Origin of the sequence: Shinella zoogloeoides (assembly GCF_020883495.1) — a bacterium.
Lineage (GTDB): Bacteria > Pseudomonadota > Alphaproteobacteria > Rhizobiales > Rhizobiaceae > Shinella > Shinella zoogloeoides.
Genome location: NZ_CP086610.1, coordinates 530,314 through 547,297, shown reverse-complemented (window position 1 = coordinate 547,297; position 16,984 = coordinate 530,314). Strand labels below are relative to the sequence as shown.

Here is a 16,984-nt window from a genome sequence, read left to right as displayed (position 1 = left end):
ATCAATTCCCTGGCCTAGAAAATAAGCAATGGTCACTTTGGCTCGATGGAGAAGCCTTTCTCTGTTCCGGAGCATTCGCTTGCGGTCAGATGCCAGCTTAGCTTGTCAACTATTTCCTGGGAGGGGGTATGAGCACTGTTTCTGAAGCACCGGAGGAACGACGTTTTCAGTTCCCAACCGCATTCACCATCCTCTTTGGCTTGATCGTTCTAGTCGCCGCACTCACATGGATCATACCGGCCGGGCAGTACGACCGTGTTCAGAATGCGGCCCTGAACAAGCAAGTGCCCGTCGCCGGGACCTATGCGGTCGCTGAGCCGGCGCCGCAGGGGATAGTCGACATCATCATGGCGCCAATCCGCGGGTTCTACGACCCCGCAGCCGGCACCGCAAACGCCATCGATGTCGCTCTTTTCGTCCTGGTGATTGGCGGGTTCATCGGGGTCGTCACCTCGACAGGCGCGATAAATGCCGGAATCGAGCGCGCTATGGCCAAGCTCAAGGGACGGGAAAAGTGGATGATCCCGTTCCTGATGGCGCTGTTTGCCTTCGGCGGCACCACCTATGGAATGGCCGAAGAAACGCTCGCTTTCTATATGCTGCTGATCCCGATTATGATCGCCGCGCGATATGACGCGGTTACCGCCGTCGCCATCATCCTCCTTGGAGCAGGCGTTGGTGTCTTGGGGTCCACGGTCAACGCATTTGCCACCGTTATCGCCTCTGACGCGGCCGGCGTGCCGTTCACGCAAGGGCTGGTTTTGCGCGTCGTCATTCTCGGGCTGAGCTGGCTCGCCTGCGTTGCCTACGTCATGCGCTATGCGGAACGGGTTCGGCTCGATCCGAGCAAATCGCTCGTCTACGACATGAAAGCCGACAACGAGAAGCTTTTCCTCAGCGCTCATCACGAGGGGACGATCGACTTCACCCTGGTACACAAGGTCGTGCTTGCGGTCTTCGGCATCACCTTCGTGGTGATGATCTGGGGTGTGCTCAAGGGCGGCTGGTGGATGGGCGAGATGAGCGGTCTCTTCCTCGCCTCCGCCATTGTCATAGGCGTCATTGCGCGAACGGGTGAGAAGAACTTCACGGATGCCTTCGTTAACGGAGCACGCGACCTTCTCGGTGTTGCCCTGATCATAGGTCTGGCGCGCGGCATCGTTGTCATCATGGATGAGGGCAAGATTACCGACACCATACTGCATTGGGCCGAAGGTTCGGTCGCAGGCCTCGGCAAGGTCGCCTTTATCAACGTGATGTACTGGCTTCAGATCCTGCTGTCGTTCTTCGTGCCGTCGTCGTCGGGTCTTGCAGTCCTGTCGATGCCGATCATGGCCCCGGTCGCCGATTTTGCCGGCGTGGGCCGCGATCTGGTGGTCACTGCCTATCAGTCGGCGAATGGCATCGTGAATCTCATTAATCCGACCTTCGCCGTGGTCATGGGTGCGCTCGCCATAGGTCGCATCCCATACGAACGGTGGCTGCGCTTCATGTGGCCGCTTCTCGTGATCCTCACCGTCATCATCATGGCGAGCCTCAGCATCGCCGCCATCATCGTCTGAAGGAGATTGTCATGCCCCACGCCTACGGAGTCCATTCCGAGGTCGGCAAGCTTCGGCGCGTTCTGGTCCATCGACCTGGGGCAGCGCTTGCCCGGCTCACCCCGTCGAATTGCCACGAACTGCTCTTCGACGACGTCATCTGGGTCAAGCAGGCCCGCGTCGAGCATCTGACCTTCGTGGACGCCATGCGCCATCGCGGCGTCGAGGTCGTGTTTCTGCGCGAGATGCTGGTAGAAACGCTACAGATTCCCGAGGCTCGCCGATGGCTTCTTGAACGGCGGGTCAATGACGACACGGTTGGCGTCGGCTTCGCCGATGATCTCAGGGCGCATCTGATGGAGATCGAGGCGGACGCCCTTTCCCTGATCCTGCTGGGCGGACTGAGCAAGACGGAGTTACCGATCAAAAGCGCCGGCCTTCTCGCCGAAACGCTGCGGCCGGAGGATTTTGTCCTGCCGCCGCTTCCCAATCACCTCTTTACCCGTGACACGACCTGCTGGATCTATGGCGGCGTCACGCTCAATCCGATGCGCTGGAACGCGCGCAAGCTCGAGACCGTCAACATCGCCGCCATCTATCGCTTCCACCCGGATTTCCGCGACATGGGCTTCCCGGTCTGGTGGGGCGATCCCGACAAGGACCACGGCCTTGCCACTCTCGAGGGGGGCGACGTCATGCCGATCGGCAACGGAACGGTTCTTGTGGGCATGGGCGAGCGGACGACACCACAGGCCGTCGGTCAGCTCGCGCGGTCGCTGTTCGCACAGGGCGGCGCGGAAAGAGTGATCGCCTGCAAACTGCCTATCGAGCGCGCCTCCATGCACCTCGACACCGTCTTCAGCTTCTGCGACCGCGATCTCGTGACGCTGTTTGCGGATGTCGCCCACAAGATCGAGCCCTATTCCATTCGTCCGGGCGAGCGCGAAGGCACGATCGATGTACGCAAGGAAGAGCGGCCGCTCGTAGAGGTCGCGGCCGAGGTGCTGGGGCTGAAGCAGTTGCGCGTGGTCGAGACGGGCGGCGATGCCTATGTCGCTGAACGCGAGCAATGGGATGACGGCAACAACGTCGTGGCGCTCGAGCCTGGCGTCGTCGTCGCTTACGACCGCAACACCTACACCAACACCCAACTGCGCAAGGCAGGCGTAGAGGTCATCACCGTGCCGGGCGCCGAACTCGGCCGCGGCAGGGGTGGCGGTCATTGCATGACGTGCCCCCTCATCCGGGATCCGGTTTAAAGGAGGTCTATCATGCCCGTTAACCTGAGAGGTCGCAGTGTCCTGAAGCTGCTCGATTTCACGCCGGACGAGATCCGTTTCCTGCTCAAACTGTCAGCTTCGCTCAAGCAGGCGAAATATGGCGGCTACGAGGAGCAACGCCTGAAAGGCAAGAACGTCGCGCTGATCTTCGAGAAGGATTCGACGCGCACACGCACGGGTTTCGAGGTGGCCGCCTATGACCAGGGCGCCCACGTTACCTATCTCGGGCCAACCGGCACCCAGATCGGCAAGAAGGAGTCGATGAAGGATACCGCCCGCGTTCTCGGGCGGATGTATGACGGCATCGAGTATCGCGGCTTCGGACAGGAACAGGCGGAAACCTTGGCGGCCTATGCCGGCGTTCCGGTCTACAACGGACTGACCGACGAGTTCCATCCGACGCAGATTCTCGCCGATTTCCTGACCATGCGGGAATACACGCGCAAGCACCTGTCCCAGGTAAGTTTCGCCTTCCTCGGTGACGCCGGAAACAACATGGGCAACTCGCTGCTGGCAGGCGCCGCGCAGATCGGCATGGATGTGCGCCTCGGCGCGCCGAAAGCCTGCTGGCCTGAGGACCATTTGGTGCGTCAGTGCCAGGAGATCGCAGCCAGGACCGGTGCGAAGATCGCCCTGACCGAAGATCCTTACGAGGCCGTCAACGGCTGCGATTTCGTCTACACCGATGTGTGGGTGTCAATGGGGGAGCCGGACTCGGTCTGGAAGGAACGCATTGAACTGCTCACACCCTATCGTGTCACCGCTGGCATCATGGCGGCGACGGGCAATCCGCATGCGAAATTCATGCACTGCCTGCCCGCGTTCCACAATCGCGAGACCGAGGTCGGCGAGAAGATCTTCCAGCAATACGGCATCGACAGCATGGAAGTGACCGAAGAGGTCTTCGAGTCCGAAGCGTCCATCGTCTTCGACCAGGCGGAAAACCGAATGCACACGATCAAGGCCCTGCTGGTCGCAACCTTGGGGTCGTGACATGAGGGTCGTGATAGCACTGGGCGGTAATGCGCTCCTCAAGCGCGGCGAGCCAATGACGGCCGATGCGCAACGCACCAACGTTCGCAAGGCGGCCGCAGCGATGGCCGATCTGGCGCGCGACCATGACATCGTGGTCGCCCATGGAAACGGACCACAGGTCGGTCTCCTCGCCTTGCAGGCGGCGGCCTACAAAGACGTCGACCCCTATCCGCTCGATGTCCTGGGTGCAGAGAGCGTCGGCATGATCGGCTATCTGGTCGAGCAGGAGCTGACCAATGCGATGCCTGCGGGTTCAAGGATCGCGACACTGCTGACCCAGATCGAGGTGGACCGGGACGATCCCGCCTTCGCTCGCGCGGAAAAGCCGATAGGTCCGGTCTACACGCAGAACGAGGCGCTAAAGGCGAAAGAGGCATATGGCTGGCCGATGGTAGAAGAAGCGCAGGGCCGCTGGCGCCGGGTCGTCCCGTCACCACTACCTCAGCATATTACCCAGATCGAGACGATCAGGCTCCTTGTGGAGGCTGGCGTCACTGTCATCTGCGCCGGCGGTGGAGGTATCCCGGTCATGCGCGAAGCCGATGGGACGCTTCGGGGACTGGAAGCGGTGATCGACAAGGACAAAGCAGCCGGGCTTCTCGCCAGGGCGCTCGGGGCCGACGCTTTCCTGATGCTGACCGACGTGGACGCCGTTTATGAGGGGTGGGGAACGGTGGATAGGCGGCCGATCCGCAAAGTAACGCCTGCCGAATTGACCAGCGATATGTTCGCGGCCGGGTCCATGCGACCGAAAGTCGAAGCGGCGTGCGATTTTGCGAACGCGGGCGGGATTGCTGGAATAGGCCGGCTTGAAGATGCGCGCGGGATTCTAGAAGGGCGGCAAGGCACGTTGGTGACGCTTCAGGCGATCAATCCAGCGAGCTGATATCGCAAGCTGAGAGCGGCGGCGAAAAATCCGGCACTGCGCGCCGAACGCGGTCAGCGCAGGTTCGTTTGTCATCTATCACCTCTGACCGACCTGGAACGGGACGCAGGACATCGCCATGCAACTGCGCCCTCAGTTCCAGCCAACGCGCCTTGAGAACCTGCCAGTTGTGATCGTCGTATGTGCCACTGACGACAACAGGGTGAACCCGAATGCGGGGCGGGAGACCATCACCATGATCCCTCCATTTCCGCCATTCGCGAAGCCAAAGACTGTTCTTGCGATCCACACGCCCAATCTGCTGCTCGACAATGCCGGGATTCCACTCCGCGTGCAGTAGAATCACTGTGCGACAGGCCTCATGCAGATTCAGGCCCTCACGCCCGACGCGGGATTGCGCGAGTAGCACCATCGGCCAACTGGACGACCGGTTGAATGCAGATTGCAGCATACGCCGCGTTTGCGGTGCGGTTGCGCCTGACATCATCCTGGCGAAGTTGCCCTCGCGCCCGGAATAATCGTTCAGCCAGGCATCCAGCCTGGCTTTCTGCGTATCGTTGTTCTCTGCTTCATCATCCCCGGCAAGCTCCATGAGCAGTTTTTCGAACAGCCCGAGCATTTCCCGCCCCGTCCAGGAAGCGCCCGCAACTTCCCGCCTGCCACCAAGTGCCTCGAGCAATGCCCCGAATTGAAGGTCTTGTTTGCCGTCCTCATGGCGCTGAGAGCGGCGGTGCAAAAGTCGGCCACGGTAGCGGCGGCATAATGCTGCTGCGGGCGGAGTAAAATCCGGCCACCTATTTCCTTTCTGCAACGAGTGCAGGGGGGACAGGGGATCTACACCGTGGAACTTTATCTGAGGGTTCGGCTGGCTGTTTCAGAAGGAATGACGAAGCGCCAGGCAGCTAAGCATTTCAACATATCGCGCGACAGCGTGGCCAAGATGGTGGCCTATTCGACGCCGCCCGGCTATCAGCGGCGATCACCGATCCGGCGTCCGAAGCTGGATGCATTCGTTTCGACGATCGACCATTGGCTCGATGAAGACCTGAAGGTGCCGCGCAAGCAGCGCCATACGGCCAAGCGGGTGTTCGACCGCCTGCGCGACGAATGCGGGTTCACCGGCGGCTACACGATCATCAAGGATTATATGCGCGAGCGTGATCAGCGCCGCCAGGAGGTGTTCGTGCCGCTGTCGCATCCGCCCGGCCATGCGCAGGCGGACTTCGGTGAGGCGACGGTCGTGATTGGCGGCGTGGAGCAGAAGGCGCGCTTCTTTGTGCTCGATCTGCCGCATAGCGACGGGTGCTATGTGCGGGCCTATCCGGCGGCGGTGGCCGAAGCCTGGGTCGATGGCCACATCCATGCGTTCGCGTTCCTCGGGGCCGTACCGCGGTCGATCGTCTATGACAACGACCGCTGCCTTGTGGCGAAGATCCTGCCCGACGGCACGCGCAAGCGGGCGACGCTGTTCAGTGGCTTCCTGTCCCACTACCTGATCCGGGATCGCTACGGCCGTCCCGGCAAAGGCAATGACAAGGGGAATGTCGAAGGCCTCGTGGGTTACGCCCGGCGCAATTTCATGGTGCCGATCCCGCAATTTCCGACATGGGATGCGTTCAACGCCTTTCTGGAAGAGCAATGCCGCAAACGTCAGCGCGACAGGCTACGCGGTGAGAGCGAGACGATCGGCGAGCGCTTGCAGCGCGATCTTGCGGCCATGCGTCCCTTGCCGGCGTCGTCGTTTGATGCCTGCGACCAGGCCAGCGCTGTTGTGACTGCCCAGTCGCTGGTGCGCTACAAGACGAACGACTATTCCGTGCCGGTCGCCTACGGCCATCAGGACGTCTGGGTTCGGGGCTATGTGGACAAGGTGGTGATCGGCTGCCGCGGCGAGATTATCGCGCGTCATCCGCGATGCTGGGAATGCGAAGACGTCATATTCGACCCTGTCCATTACCTGCCGCTGATCGAGCAGAAGATCAATGCGCTGGATCAGGCAGCGCCACTCCAGGGCTGGGACCTGCCGGAGGAGTTCGCGACGCTGCGCCGGCTGATGGAAGGCCGCATGGCCAAGCATGGGCGGCGGGAATATGTGCAGGTTCTCCGTCTTCTGGAGAGCTTCGAGCTTGCGGACCTGCATGCGGCGGTAAAGCAGGCGATACAGCTCGGTGCGATCGGCTTCGATGCGGTCAAGCATCTGATCCTGTGCCGGGTCGAGCGCCGGCCGCCGCGATTGGACCTGGCGATCTATCCCTACCTGCCAAGGGCGACGGTCGAGAAGACCTCTGCGAAGGCGTACATGCGCCTCCTGTCGTCGGATGCGGGAGAAGCGGCATGAGCACCGAAGCACCAGAGATCCTGCTCGCCCATTATCTCAAGACCCTGAAGCTGCCGACCTTCCAGCGGGAGTACCAGAAGCTGGCCCGGCTATGTGCCACTGAAGGTGTCGATCATGTCGGATATCTCTTCCGGCTTGCCGAGCGGGAGATGATCGAACGCGATCGCCGCAAGGTCGAACGCCGGATCAAGGCGGCCAAATTCCCGGTCGTCAAAAGCTTGGATAGCTTCGACTTTACCGCCATACCTAAGCTGAACAAGATGCAGGTGCTGGAACTGGCCCGATGCGAATGGATCGAGCGCCGCGAGAACGTCATCGCCCTGGGCCCCAGCGGCACGGGTAAGACGCATGTGGCTCTCGGCCTCGGCCTGGCCGCATGCCAGAAAGGCTTGTCCGTCGGCTTCACGACGGCCGCCGCCCTGGTCAGTGAGATGATGGAGGCGCGTGATGAGCGGCGTCTGCTTCGGTTCCAGAAGCAGATGGCAGCCTACAAGCTGCTCATCATCGATGAGCTGGGCTTTGTGCCGCTGTCGAAGACCGGTGCGGAGTTGCTGTTCGAACTGATCTCGCAACGCTACGAGCGCGGCGCTACTCTGATCACCAGCAATCTGCCTTTCGATGAATGGACGGAAACCCTGGGGTCCGAGCGTCTAACTGGTGCCCTGCTCGATCGCATCACCCACCATGTCAACATCCTCGAGATGAACGGCGACAGCTATCGTCTCGCCCAAAGCCGCGCCCGAAAGGCAGGCTGAAAACCTCCCGAAAAATCGCTACGCCGGCCCGAGACCCCCGCTCGGGCTTAAGCCCTCCCGGCGGTCTCAGGCCGGCGCCGCAGTGGCCGACTTTTGCTCCGCCCCGTGGCCGGTTTTTACTCCGCCGTTGACATCGCGATGCGTGCATCTGATATCCGAATTTTCGCCTCTGGAGTGATGGCACGACATCTTCGTCAGATAGATAATTCTTCTGCGCCAGTGATCGCGCCGCAACGCGCAAATGGCCGAATCGCGCCGAGCCCGAAATCGAGGCTCAGCGCTTGTCGTGAGCCGCAGGCTCGAACCCAGGCTGATGGCCCAGCTACGATTTCAGAGCGGCGGCCACCGCATCCGACAGCGGCGTGGTCGGACGCCCGATCAGCGCCGAGAGCTGGCGCCCGTCATCTAACAGCGCGCCGTTGGAAGCGTCGATGTCAAATGCCGCTACCGCCCCGGCAAATCCCTCGGGAACGCCTATGCCCTTCAGCACAGCGGCATATTCGTCTTGCGGCAAATTCCGGTAGGGAATGTCCTTGCCGGTCTGCCTGGAAATCTCCGCCGCAAGGTCGGCAAGCGTATAGGCCTCGTCGCCGGCGAGTTCGTAGACCTTGCCGTCGTGACCGTCGCCTGTCAGCACAGAGACAGCGGCTTCGGCAAAGTCATTGCGGGTCGCGGACGCGATCCGGCCTTCGCCCGCGCTGCCGACCAATGCGCCGGCCTGCACCGCGCCCGGAACCGGGACAGTGTAGTTTTCCGTGTACCAGCCGTTGCGCATGATCGTGTGGGCGATGCCAGACGTCTTCAAGGCAGCTTCAGTTTGCACATGTTCGGGGGCGAGGCTCATCGGCGACGTATCAGCGTGAAGCAGGCTCGTATAGACGATCCGTTTCACTCCCGCCCCCTTCGCGGCGGCGATGACGTTTGCATGCTGACTGGCCCGCTTGCCGACCTCGCTCGACGAGACGAGCATCAGTGTCTCCACGCCCCTGAGCGCCCGGTCGAGCGTCTCTGGCTTTTCATAGTCGGCCTCGCGCACCTCAACGCCAAGGGCTGCCGCCTTACTAGGGGTGCGAGCGAGCGCGACGATCTCCCCCGGCGCGATCTTCTGCTTCAGTTTTTGAATGATCATGCGGCCCAACTGGCCCGTTGCTCCGGTTACGGCGATGGTCATGGCTGGCATACTCCTTGTCTTGATAGCCCAAAGTCACGATATAGGTTGCAACTAACCGATAGTAAGTACGCACAGAAAGGTAAGTATGGATTATCTCGAACAAAACGACGCAATGGGACTTTCTGACAAGCTGCATGGCGAAGTTCTGTCGGCGGGATGCCCCTCTCGGGAGGTGCTCAAGCATGTGACGAGCCAGTGGGGCGTTCTGGTTCTGATCGCGTTGCAACGGGGAACGCACCGCTTCTCGGAATTGCGGCGCCGCATCGGCGGCGTCAGTGAGCGGATGCTGGCGCAGACGCTACAAATGCTGGAAACGGACGGATTCGTGGCTCGCCGCGCCTTTCCCGTCGTGCCGCCGCATGTGGAATATTCATTGACCCCCCTGGGCGAGGAAGTGGCGGAGAAGGTGCGGCTTCTGGCCGACTGGATCGAGGTCAACTTCCACCGCGTTCCCGCACGCCGGACCGTTGCCGAGGCCAAGCCCGGAGCAGCACCGCGCTGATCCACCATTGGCGGAAAGTCAATAGAGGCAGAGATTCGGCCCTGAAACCTCCGCCTCACCGGTTCGGAGCCCCTTGGGCGGGCCAGCGCCCTGAGACCTGTCTAGCCACACGTACGCCAATGCGATGGTTTGCTCGGTTGCTGCGCCAATCGTTTCGACGGCAGGAACCAGGGATACGTTTCGATCAATATTGAGCTTTCCGGCACGTTTCTGCTGGGCTGCCGTCCGGGTGCTGAGTAGCGACTTACTTCGAGGCTTGGAACGACGGCTTTCGAGAAGCTTTCCGTGACCTTGGATTGACAGAGATGGGCTAGTTTTCCGACGCTGACCGATAGGTCGCCCCGACCTTAAGTCATTCAGATCATTGCGCCTGGCTGGGACACAACCGCTCGAAGGTCAGGGCACATCATCAGTCGTGCATGTAACGTTTGAATCCCCGGTTTTTGGGCACTTTCATGACGTTCCGCCTCCGGCAAACATGTTGTTCCTCTTCTTAAGGAATGGCTTATTTGGGGTGGCAAGCTGCTCGACCGCTTCTGGGCGTCCAAGCCGGGAAAGCGGCCGTTGAGCAGGCTACTGTACTTCGACCGCAATGCGCCCCCTTTCCGGCCGTTCGACTGCCGCTTGCGGCGTCCCGAAAGCCGACATTGCTCACGGCGTAGCCAAGCGCAAGCCGACTACTTCGAAGTATGTTCGAATCCCACCCGGTCCGCCCCTTTGGTAAAAACCGGGAACGCCGATTCCCGCCGACTTCCCTCCTTTGGTGGCTACCGGCGTCCTCAATAGAGTGTTTTTTGCTGCCCTTGATGTAGATCGCGTTGTCCGCGATCTCGGCGTGTTGGGCGAAGGCGCGGACATGTTTCCGCCGATAGCCGGCCTTTCCAAGCCGGAGGCGAGTGCGAGTTTCGCTTGCCAGTTCCGGCACGGTCGCTTTGGCGTGAATCTAAATTCAAACAGCAAAGCGCCCGATGGGTTGCACCGGGCACTTCTTTCTCAAGTCACCTCGAGATTACTTGGTAGCGAGGATGTCGAAATTGTGGACGTTTGCCACCACACCGTCGTCCCATCCACCTGAGATCAATTCTGAAGCCTTTTCATTCAGGAGTCCGGCGACTTGTCCGGCAAAGTGCGCTTCGCGGCCAGAGTTGTCGGCAAAGATGTCGAAGATGGCGAAGTTGGTCTCGTCAATCTGCAGCGCCGCCCAGAACAATGTCTTGGGTTCAGTTTCTGCGACGATGGGGCCGGCGGCGGTCAGCAAGGCTGCCAATTCGGGGCCTTTACCTGGAGCAGCTTTGAGCTTGATGTAAGTTGCGGTCGTTGCCGTGGAGAGATCAACCGGCGCCTTGACCGACAGGACATCGGAGTTGTTGATATTCGCGACAACACCGTCGTCCCATCCGCCGTCGACCAGCGCGTCGGCGTTTTGGTTCAAAGCCGCCGCAACCGCTCCTGAGAAGTGAGCGTCGCGTGCTTCTTCGTCTGCGAAGATGTCAAAGATTGCGAGCGTGTCATCGGCTTGCAGAGCAAACCAAAGGACGGTGCCCGGCTCTGTGTCCCGCACGATCGCTGCGGCACCAGCCAGAAACTCCGCGAAAGCTCCGGTCTGGCCTTCGGCGGCCGGCATGGCGATGTAGCTGGCTGTATGATTTACCATTGGGTTGTCCTGTGCAGTTGCAGAAGTTGTGATCAGCGCCAGTGCGGCGACTGTCTGAAGGATTTGCGTTTTCATGGTCGTCTCCTGATTTGAAGTGCTTCAGGTTTGGTTTTGATGCACTCTTGTCCCATGCCGAATGCGCCCGAACCCAATTCCGAAATTCTATTCTTTGATAGACGTGGACTATCGAACTTGTTTTGATGGCCTGAAATGAGATGTGACGGAGAATGTGGCGATGGAAATGAACCAGATCAGGTATTTTCTTGCCGTCTGCGAGCACCGAAACTTCACCCACGCAGCCAGTGCCTCCAATGTCTCCCAACCTTCCTTGACGACTGCGATCAAGAAACTTGAAGACGAGCTTGGAGGTGACCTGTTTGTCAGGGACCGTGCGGGATGCAGGCCTACGTCCCTCGGTAAACTAATGCAGCCAAGGTTGCAGAAGGTTCACGATGAGACGCGACAGGCTAAGGCACAGGCGGTCCGTCATATGCGCTTGGAGCGGGTTCCAATCTCTGTCGGTGTCGGCGAAACGATTGGCCACAACAGGATTTCGGCAGCTATGGAGCGTACTCGTACGCGATTGCCGCAAGCCGAAATCGAATTGATCGTTGCGTCAACCTCCGAGCTTCTTGCCGGGTTACGAGATGGTGAATTTGACGTTGTAGTCACCGCAGAGAAGGTCAGTGAAGACCTCTATCGTATAGACCATCTCTATGAAGAGGACTACAAGGTCGTGGTGTCAAAGTCGCATCCGTTGTCTGAACTAAATGCGATCTCTCTTTCGGCTCTTGCTAAAACTGACATGCTTGACCGCCTAAATTGCGAAATGCGGGATGTTTTGCATGGGGCCTGCGCGGATCATGGTCACGAACTCTACGCGGCCTATCGGTCAAATCGCGTGGATTGGTTAGTTGAACTTGCTCGGCAAGGGTCAGGTGCGGTGATCCTGCCAGCCACCGCTATTCCTTCGGACATGGGCCTGGTGTCGAAACCCATCGATGGCCTTGAAATATCAAGAACTGTTTTTGCCCTTCGGTATAGGCACCAAACGACGAGACCAGAGACAAATGATCTGATCCGCGAGATTATGCGAACGCGGGCGTAGTGAGGTCGGTAATCGACATACGCCCATCGTGCAGCATTCGTCACTTTGGGCTCAGACCAGACTTTCGCGGCATCACGCTCGAACGTCCGTTCTACTTTTCTTCGAGATCTCGCCCGCAATCCGCCACTTAGCGCTGGAGAAATTGCGCCAGATTGCGGTGAAGGTCACAGCGAACCACACCCATTGTGTGCGGTGATAGTCGTCGGTGACGAGGCCGTACTCTTTAAGAAGCCACCGCGCCGCGTGAGGCGACCTTCGGCGCGGGTAACAGTGGGTGGGTTCTTTTCAATCTTGAAGAGCCGCTTGATTTCCCTGATGACCTCTTCAGCAGACGGCCCCGACTTTGCCGTCGGGTGGAAGTGAATGAACGGCAGGTTTCGGGCGCCGAACGCGGCGCTCCGAACGGCGGCAATGGAGTCGGGAGAAGACGTAGCTTTATTCAAATTCGCCGGTTTGCAGGCCACCCGGTATCTCGCGCGAGATTTCCTTCAGAAACCTGTCGCCGGTGGCAAGACGCTTGCCGAGGGTCTGCATGAAGCCCTCAAATCGCTCATTCCCTTTGATCCGCGCCGACTGTTTCGCGCTATCTGGTAGCGGCGGCGTCATAGTCAACCAGAATTGCACGAATACCGAAAGCGTCTCACCGAGGATGGCGACATCTTCGTCGAGCATGTCGAACTGGCGACTAAGCTTACCGAGACGACGCGACATGGCGGCTTCCAGCCGTTCGGACGTATCTCCGGACAGGAAGGACGCGACCGCCGCCTCGATCACGGCGGATTTGGAAACATTGCGGCGCAGCGCCAGGGCTTCGACCTGCTTCAGCAGATCGGGGGAGAAGTAGACATTCATGCGGGTGCGCGTCGTCATGCCTGTCTGCCTTCTCAAAGTTCGATGCCGTCATTGGGATCGAGGGACGCCTGTCGCGCCACCATGCGCATCCGTTGGCGCATGGCACGAGCTTTGGCTGCATCGACGTCCGGCTCATCATCGAGAATGTCGAACTCCTGCGCTGGCGGCGGTGGCGGCGGAAGGACTTCCTCTTGCTCGGGAAGCTCCGGTTCACGGCGGATACCGGCGTTGTCCGGGTCGCCGTCGGACGGAATTGCCGCAGGTTCGTGATCGGCCGCGGCTGCAACAACGCGGCTCGTCCAGTCATCTGATGCCGACGCAACGATCTTCATCGACTGTTTTTGCACATCCGGCGGCGGCAACACCCGATCCTGAAACCGACTATCAGCATAGTAGCGCGCCTTGGCGGCACGGATCGGCGGCACGCCTGCCACCATCACGATTTCGTCGGTGGGCGGGAGTTGCATGATCTCACCGGGCGTCAGGAGCGGCCGCGCCGTTTCCTGTCGCGAGACCATGAGATGTCCGAGCCAGGGGGCCAGACGATGACCCGCATAGTTTGTAGAATCACGCATTTCTGTCGCCGTGCCGAGTGCATCGCTGATGCGCTTGGCGGTGCGCTCATCATTGGCGGCAAAGGCAACACGCACATGGCAGTTGTCGAGAATGGCGTTGTTCTGCCCATAGGCCCGCTCGATCTGGTTGAGCGATTGCGCAATCAGGAACGCTTTCAGGCCGTAACCGGCCATGAACGCCAGCGCCGATTCAAAGAAATCCAGCCGCCCGAGCGCAGGAAACTCGTCCAGCATCAACAGGAGGCGGTGCCGTTTGCCGGAGTTTTCTAGTTCCTCCGTCAACCGCCGTCCGACCTGATTGAGGATCAGACGGATCAGCGGCTTGGTGCGGTTGATGTCTGAGGGTGGCACAACGAGGTAGAGGCTGACCGGTGTTTTCGCGCCCACCAGATCGGCGATGCGCCAGTCACAGCGAGTCGTCACGCGGGCCACGACCGGATCACGATATAGGCCGAGAAACGACATGGCGGTCGACAGCACGCCGGATCGTTCGTTCTCGCTCTTGTTAAGTAGCTCGCGTGCCGACGAGGCGATAACCGGATGCACACCGGCTTCCCCCAAATGCGGCGTATCCATCATGGCACGCAAAGTCGCTTCAACCGGGCGGCGAGGATCGGACAGGAAGCTTGCTACCCCCGCCAACGTCTTGTCCTTCTCGGCATAGAGGACATGCAGGATGGCGCCGACCAGCAGCGAATGACTGGTCTTTTCCCAGTGGTTGCGCTTGTCGAGGCTGCCTTCGGGGTCGACCAGAATATCCGCGATGTTCTGGACGTCGCGGACTTCCCATTCGCCCTGACGGACTTCCAGCAGCGGATTGTACGCAGCGGAATGCACATTGGTCGGATCGAACAGCAGAACGCGGCCATGATGAGACCGGAAGCCGGCGGTCAGATTCCAGTTCTCGCCCTTGATGTCATGGACGATGCAGCTTCCCGGCCAGGTGAGCAGCGTCGGCACGACAAGGCCGACGCCCTTGCCCGATCGGGTGGGCGCGAAACATAGGACATGCTCAGGACCGTCGTGTCGCAGATAGTCCTTGCTGTGCCTGCCCAGGACCACGCCGTCAGGCCCAAGCAGCCCGGCGGCATGAATTTCCTTGTCCTCAGCCCATCGCGCTGATCCGTAGGTAGCGACGTTGCGCGCCTCGCGCGCCCGGATGATCGACATGAAGAAGGCGGCGGCAATGGCGATCACCGCCCCGGATGTGGCGATGATTGCCCCCTCGGTAAAAATGCCCGGCGCATAGGCATCGAAGGAAAACCACCACCAGAAGAAAGCCGGAGGATAATAGACCGGCCATCCCGCGACATCGAACCAGGGATTGCCGAGCTGGGACTGGAATCCGAGGCGGAAGGCGACCCATTGCGTGGATGCCCAGACCATCACCAGGACGATGGTGAAGACGACAATGATCTGGCCCCAGAGTATCCGGCCTCCACGCATACAAGCTCCAATCGGCAATAGTGTTGGAGCCGATCAGAGAATAGGCGCTTTCGCGAGTGGCAACAGGAAAAGCCGGGCCGCAGGGCTGCCGGATACCGTCGGCGGCACATCGGACAGGTTCGCTCAAGAGCAGCCCTAATTCCCGATGCCGTCAGAACAATTCACACGGCGTCAGACCAGCGAAGGCTCAGATCCCCAATCCGCGCTGCCGTCCCAGCTGCCAGGATACAGATCCGCCCTGTACGACGCCTATCACCTCGCGACCGAGCTGGCGGTCGATAACCGGTCGCCACGGAACAAGCGTGAACTCATGGCTCTTTTCGACCACGGCGAACTTGCCGCTCGAGAGTTGCACGGTTCCGGCAAATTTGCCGCTGACGGTCTCGCCGTCCTTCGCGGACCGGAACAGGAGCCTCTTGCTCTCGGCCATTTCCGTGCCAACGCGCGCCACCTCCCGGTCCCGCAGATTGGCGAGCAGATTGCGCCGGTAGAGGATACGTCCATCATGCTGCCGTGTCGCATCGCCCTGTGTGATATGATGTTCGCGGCGCTGATCCATCGCCCCGCGTACCTGCTGCCCGAACCCTGCCGTAGTGAGATCCAAAGCATCTGGTGAGACCAATTTCTGGTCCAGCCAGGTCGCGCCATCGGCGCCGATCTGCTTTTCCAGATCGAGGGTAGAAACGACACGGACACTGGCCTGGCGGTTGCGCCCGGCGTCATAGGCAGCGGCGCGGCTCTCAAAATCTTCAGGAATGAGCCACTGGTCGGCATTGATCCGTTCAGTGATCCCGCCGCGGCGTAGCGCCTCCAGCCGACGGACATGGGCATCGATATAGCCCTCATAATCACCACCCGGCACACGCCCTTCGAACTTCGCCTGTTCGAGGTGGCGGCTCGGGCGATAAATGCCATTCTCCGAGATCGCAGCGATGATGCGATCGGATGGGCGCTGTGCTGTATCGGCGGGGCCGATCTCGACGATGCTGCCAATCCGGGCGTCTTCGACGCGGGCCGGATCGATGCCGGGAAGATGATGCGTGCGTCCATCGATCCCATCCACCACGAGGGTCAGGTTCTCACCCATCTCGTCGGTGAGGTATTTGTCCACGACGCGGCCGGAGATGGGTGTCGACGGCGCTGCACCATGAAGCTGGAAGGTCATGGGATCGCGTTCCAGCCCATCGGCTTTCAGCGCCTTGTGCATAGTGCGGATGATGTCGCCGCGCTCTCCGAGCTCACGCAGCGCCGGTTCCATCTTCGCGCCAAGCTCCCAGACGCCGGGAGCGTGCTGCGTGGCCAGCCCCATCTTTTCCAGTTTGGCGAGACGGCGCAGCCGCAATGTCCGGCTGAACTGACGGCGCGGGTCGTCGGGCTCATGGCGCAGATCGAGGAACCGTTCATCGGCCTCCTCGGTCATGGCGCGGTCGATGCGGGTGAAGCGGTCCTGGTCGATTTCGGCAGACAGCTTGCGGCTTTGTTCGATTTCGGTGACGGGGCCGAGCTCCAGCGTCGTCAGCTCGCTCGCCCGCTCCCGGATCCCATTGGCGAGATAGTCGCCATTGATGACCAGATTCTCGCCCAGCTCGTCCTTGCCCCGAACGATGACATGGACATGGGGATGGCCGGTATTGTGGTGATTGACCGCAACCCAGTCCAGCTTCGTTCCAAGATCGGCCTCGATCCGGCTCATCAAATCGCGTGTGTGTTCCGTGAGGTCGGAAAGATCGGCCGCATCTTCGGGCGAAACGATAAAGCGGAACTGATGGCGATCATCCTTGCCGCGGTCGAGAAACGCTTGCGGTTCGGCGCGGTCCTCGGTCGCCGAGTAGAGCTGGCCG

At 60.5% G+C, this 16,984-nt stretch carries 14 protein-coding genes; 8 read left to right on the top strand and 6 right to left on the bottom strand.

The genetic code is table 11. The features are described from left to right. The first annotated feature begins 128 nt into the window (after nt 1-128). From K8M09_RS02700 to arcC, 4 genes are read left to right on the top strand one after another with little or no spacing between them, the layout of a single operon-like run. Complete coding sequence (locus K8M09_RS02700; protein WP_009450511.1) at nt 129-1,562, top strand: YfcC family protein; 1,434 nt, start codon at nt 129-131, stop codon at nt 1,560-1,562. A gap of 11 nt (nt 1,563-1,573) precedes the next feature. Then, nucleotides 1,574-2,800: an arginine deiminase gene (gene arcA / locus K8M09_RS02695; protein WP_009450512.1), complete on the top strand. Its 1,227-nt coding sequence runs from the start codon at nt 1,574-1,576 to the stop codon at nt 2,798-2,800. Nucleotides 2,801-2,812: 12 nt separating this feature from the next. Continuing rightward, nucleotides 2,813-3,814, top strand: coding sequence for an ornithine carbamoyltransferase (argF, locus tag K8M09_RS02690; RefSeq protein ID WP_009450513.1), 1,002 nt, complete (start codon nt 2,813-2,815; stop codon nt 3,812-3,814). Nucleotide 3,815: 1 nt separating this feature from the next. Beyond that, nucleotides 3,816-4,742: a carbamate kinase gene (arcC, locus tag K8M09_RS02685; protein WP_040672458.1), complete on the top strand. Its 927-nt coding sequence runs from the start codon at nt 3,816-3,818 to the stop codon at nt 4,740-4,742. On the opposite strand, the gene K8M09_RS02680 is transcribed toward arcC, so the two are convergent. Further along, a complete protein-coding gene (locus K8M09_RS02680) occupies nt 4,726-5,361 on the bottom strand; it encodes a helicase-related protein (RefSeq protein WP_229342107.1) in 636 nt (211 codons plus the stop codon). The two genes, arcC and K8M09_RS02680, sit on opposite strands and share 17 nt — an antisense overlap. Before the next feature lie 222 nt (nt 5,362-5,583). Between K8M09_RS02680 and istA the strand changes: the two genes are divergently transcribed. Together istA and istB are read left to right on the top strand one after the other, a co-directional pair. Further along, the gene (gene istA, locus K8M09_RS02675; RefSeq protein WP_456154551.1) at nt 5,584-7,080 is read left to right on the top strand and encodes an IS21 family transposase; all 1,497 of its coding nucleotides are present in this window, start codon (nt 5,584-5,586) and stop codon (nt 7,078-7,080) included. Continuing rightward, the gene (gene istB, locus K8M09_RS02670; protein WP_133037269.1) at nt 7,077-7,835 is read left to right on the top strand and encodes an IS21-like element helper ATPase IstB; all 759 of its coding nucleotides are present in this window, start codon (nt 7,077-7,079) and stop codon (nt 7,833-7,835) included. The genes istA and istB overlap by 4 nt, the downstream gene beginning before the upstream one ends. 322 nt (nt 7,836-8,157) lie before the next feature. Here istB and K8M09_RS02665 read toward each other — a convergent pair whose 3' ends face one another. Continuing rightward, nucleotides 8,158-9,006, bottom strand: a complete 849-nt coding sequence (locus K8M09_RS02665) for an SDR family oxidoreductase (RefSeq protein ID WP_160787819.1) — start codon at nt 9,004-9,006, stop codon at nt 8,158-8,160. Nucleotides 9,007-9,091: 85 nt separating this feature from the next. On the opposite strand from K8M09_RS02665, the gene K8M09_RS02660 reads away from it, so the two are divergent. Continuing rightward, nucleotides 9,092-9,508 (top strand): winged helix-turn-helix transcriptional regulator, encoded by a 417-nt coding sequence (locus tag K8M09_RS02660; protein WP_160787818.1) that lies wholly within the window; start codon nt 9,092-9,094, stop codon nt 9,506-9,508. Nucleotides 9,509-10,517: 1,009 nt separating this feature from the next. Here K8M09_RS02660 and K8M09_RS02655 read toward each other — a convergent pair. Then, complete coding sequence (locus tag K8M09_RS02655) at nt 10,518-11,237, bottom strand: hypothetical protein (RefSeq protein ID WP_160787817.1); 720 nt, start codon at nt 11,235-11,237, stop codon at nt 10,518-10,520. A 160-nt stretch (nt 11,238-11,397) separates the two neighbouring features. Here K8M09_RS02655 and K8M09_RS02650 point away from each other — a divergent pair, with 160 nt between their 5' ends. Continuing rightward, a complete protein-coding gene (locus K8M09_RS02650) occupies nt 11,398-12,270 on the top strand; it encodes a LysR family transcriptional regulator (RefSeq protein ID WP_160787816.1) in 873 nt (290 codons plus the stop codon). Nucleotides 12,271-12,705: 435 nt separating this feature from the next. Here the strand turns inward: K8M09_RS02650 and K8M09_RS02645 are convergent, their stop codons facing one another. The 3 genes from K8M09_RS02645 to K8M09_RS02635 all read right to left on the bottom strand — a co-directional run bounded on the left by K8M09_RS02645 (nt 12,706) and on the right by K8M09_RS02635 (nt 16,452). Next, the gene (locus K8M09_RS02645) at nt 12,706-13,140 is read right to left on the bottom strand and encodes a ribbon-helix-helix domain-containing protein (RefSeq protein ID WP_160787815.1); all 435 of its coding nucleotides are present in this window, start codon (nt 13,138-13,140) and stop codon (nt 12,706-12,708) included. Nucleotides 13,141-13,154: 14 nt separating this feature from the next. After that, nucleotides 13,155-15,143 (bottom strand): conjugal transfer protein TraG, encoded by a 1,989-nt coding sequence (locus K8M09_RS02640; protein ID WP_160787814.1) that lies wholly within the window; start codon nt 15,141-15,143, stop codon nt 13,155-13,157. A gap of 187 nt (nt 15,144-15,330) precedes the next feature. Further along, on the bottom strand, nt 15,331-16,452 hold the full coding sequence (locus K8M09_RS02635; RefSeq protein WP_229342295.1) for a DUF3363 domain-containing protein: 1,122 nt from the start codon (nt 16,450-16,452) through the stop codon (nt 15,331-15,333). Between the last annotated feature and the right edge of the window lie 532 nt (nt 16,453-16,984).

Bases quoted from the DNA above. Each gene is read 5' to 3' on its own strand.
- K8M09_RS02700 (WP_009450511.1), top strand. From the start codon at position 129: ATGAGCACTGTTTCTGAAGCACCGGAGGAACGACGTTTTCAGTTCCCA.
- arcA (WP_009450512.1), top strand. From the start codon at position 1,574: ATGCCCCACGCCTACGGAGTCCATTCCGAGGTCGGCAAGCTTCGGCGC.
- argF (WP_009450513.1), top strand. From the start codon at position 2,813: ATGCCCGTTAACCTGAGAGGTCGCAGTGTCCTGAAGCTGCTCGATTTC.
- arcC (WP_040672458.1), top strand. From the start codon at position 3,816: ATGAGGGTCGTGATAGCACTGGGCGGTAATGCGCTCCTCAAGCGCGGC.
- K8M09_RS02680 (WP_229342107.1), bottom strand. From the start codon at position 5,361: ATGCTCGGGCTGTTCGAAAAACTGCTCATGGAGCTTGCCGGGGATGAT.
- istB (WP_133037269.1), top strand. From the start codon at position 7,077: ATGAGCACCGAAGCACCAGAGATCCTGCTCGCCCATTATCTCAAGACC.
- K8M09_RS02665 (WP_160787819.1), bottom strand. From the start codon at position 9,006: ATGACCATCGCCGTAACCGGAGCAACGGGCCAGTTGGGCCGCATGATC.
- K8M09_RS02660 (WP_160787818.1), top strand. From the start codon at position 9,092: ATGGATTATCTCGAACAAAACGACGCAATGGGACTTTCTGACAAGCTG.
- K8M09_RS02655 (WP_160787817.1), bottom strand. From the start codon at position 11,237: ATGAAAACGCAAATCCTTCAGACAGTCGCCGCACTGGCGCTGATCACA.
- K8M09_RS02650 (WP_160787816.1), top strand. From the start codon at position 11,398: ATGGAAATGAACCAGATCAGGTATTTTCTTGCCGTCTGCGAGCACCGA.
- K8M09_RS02645 (WP_160787815.1), bottom strand. From the start codon at position 13,140: ATGACGACGCGCACCCGCATGAATGTCTACTTCTCCCCCGATCTGCTG.
- K8M09_RS02640 (WP_160787814.1), bottom strand. From the start codon at position 15,143: ATGCGTGGAGGCCGGATACTCTGGGGCCAGATCATTGTCGTCTTCACC.
- K8M09_RS02635 (WP_229342295.1), bottom strand. From the start codon at position 16,452: ATGGGGCTGGCCACGCAGCACGCTCCCGGCGTCTGGGAGCTTGGCGCG.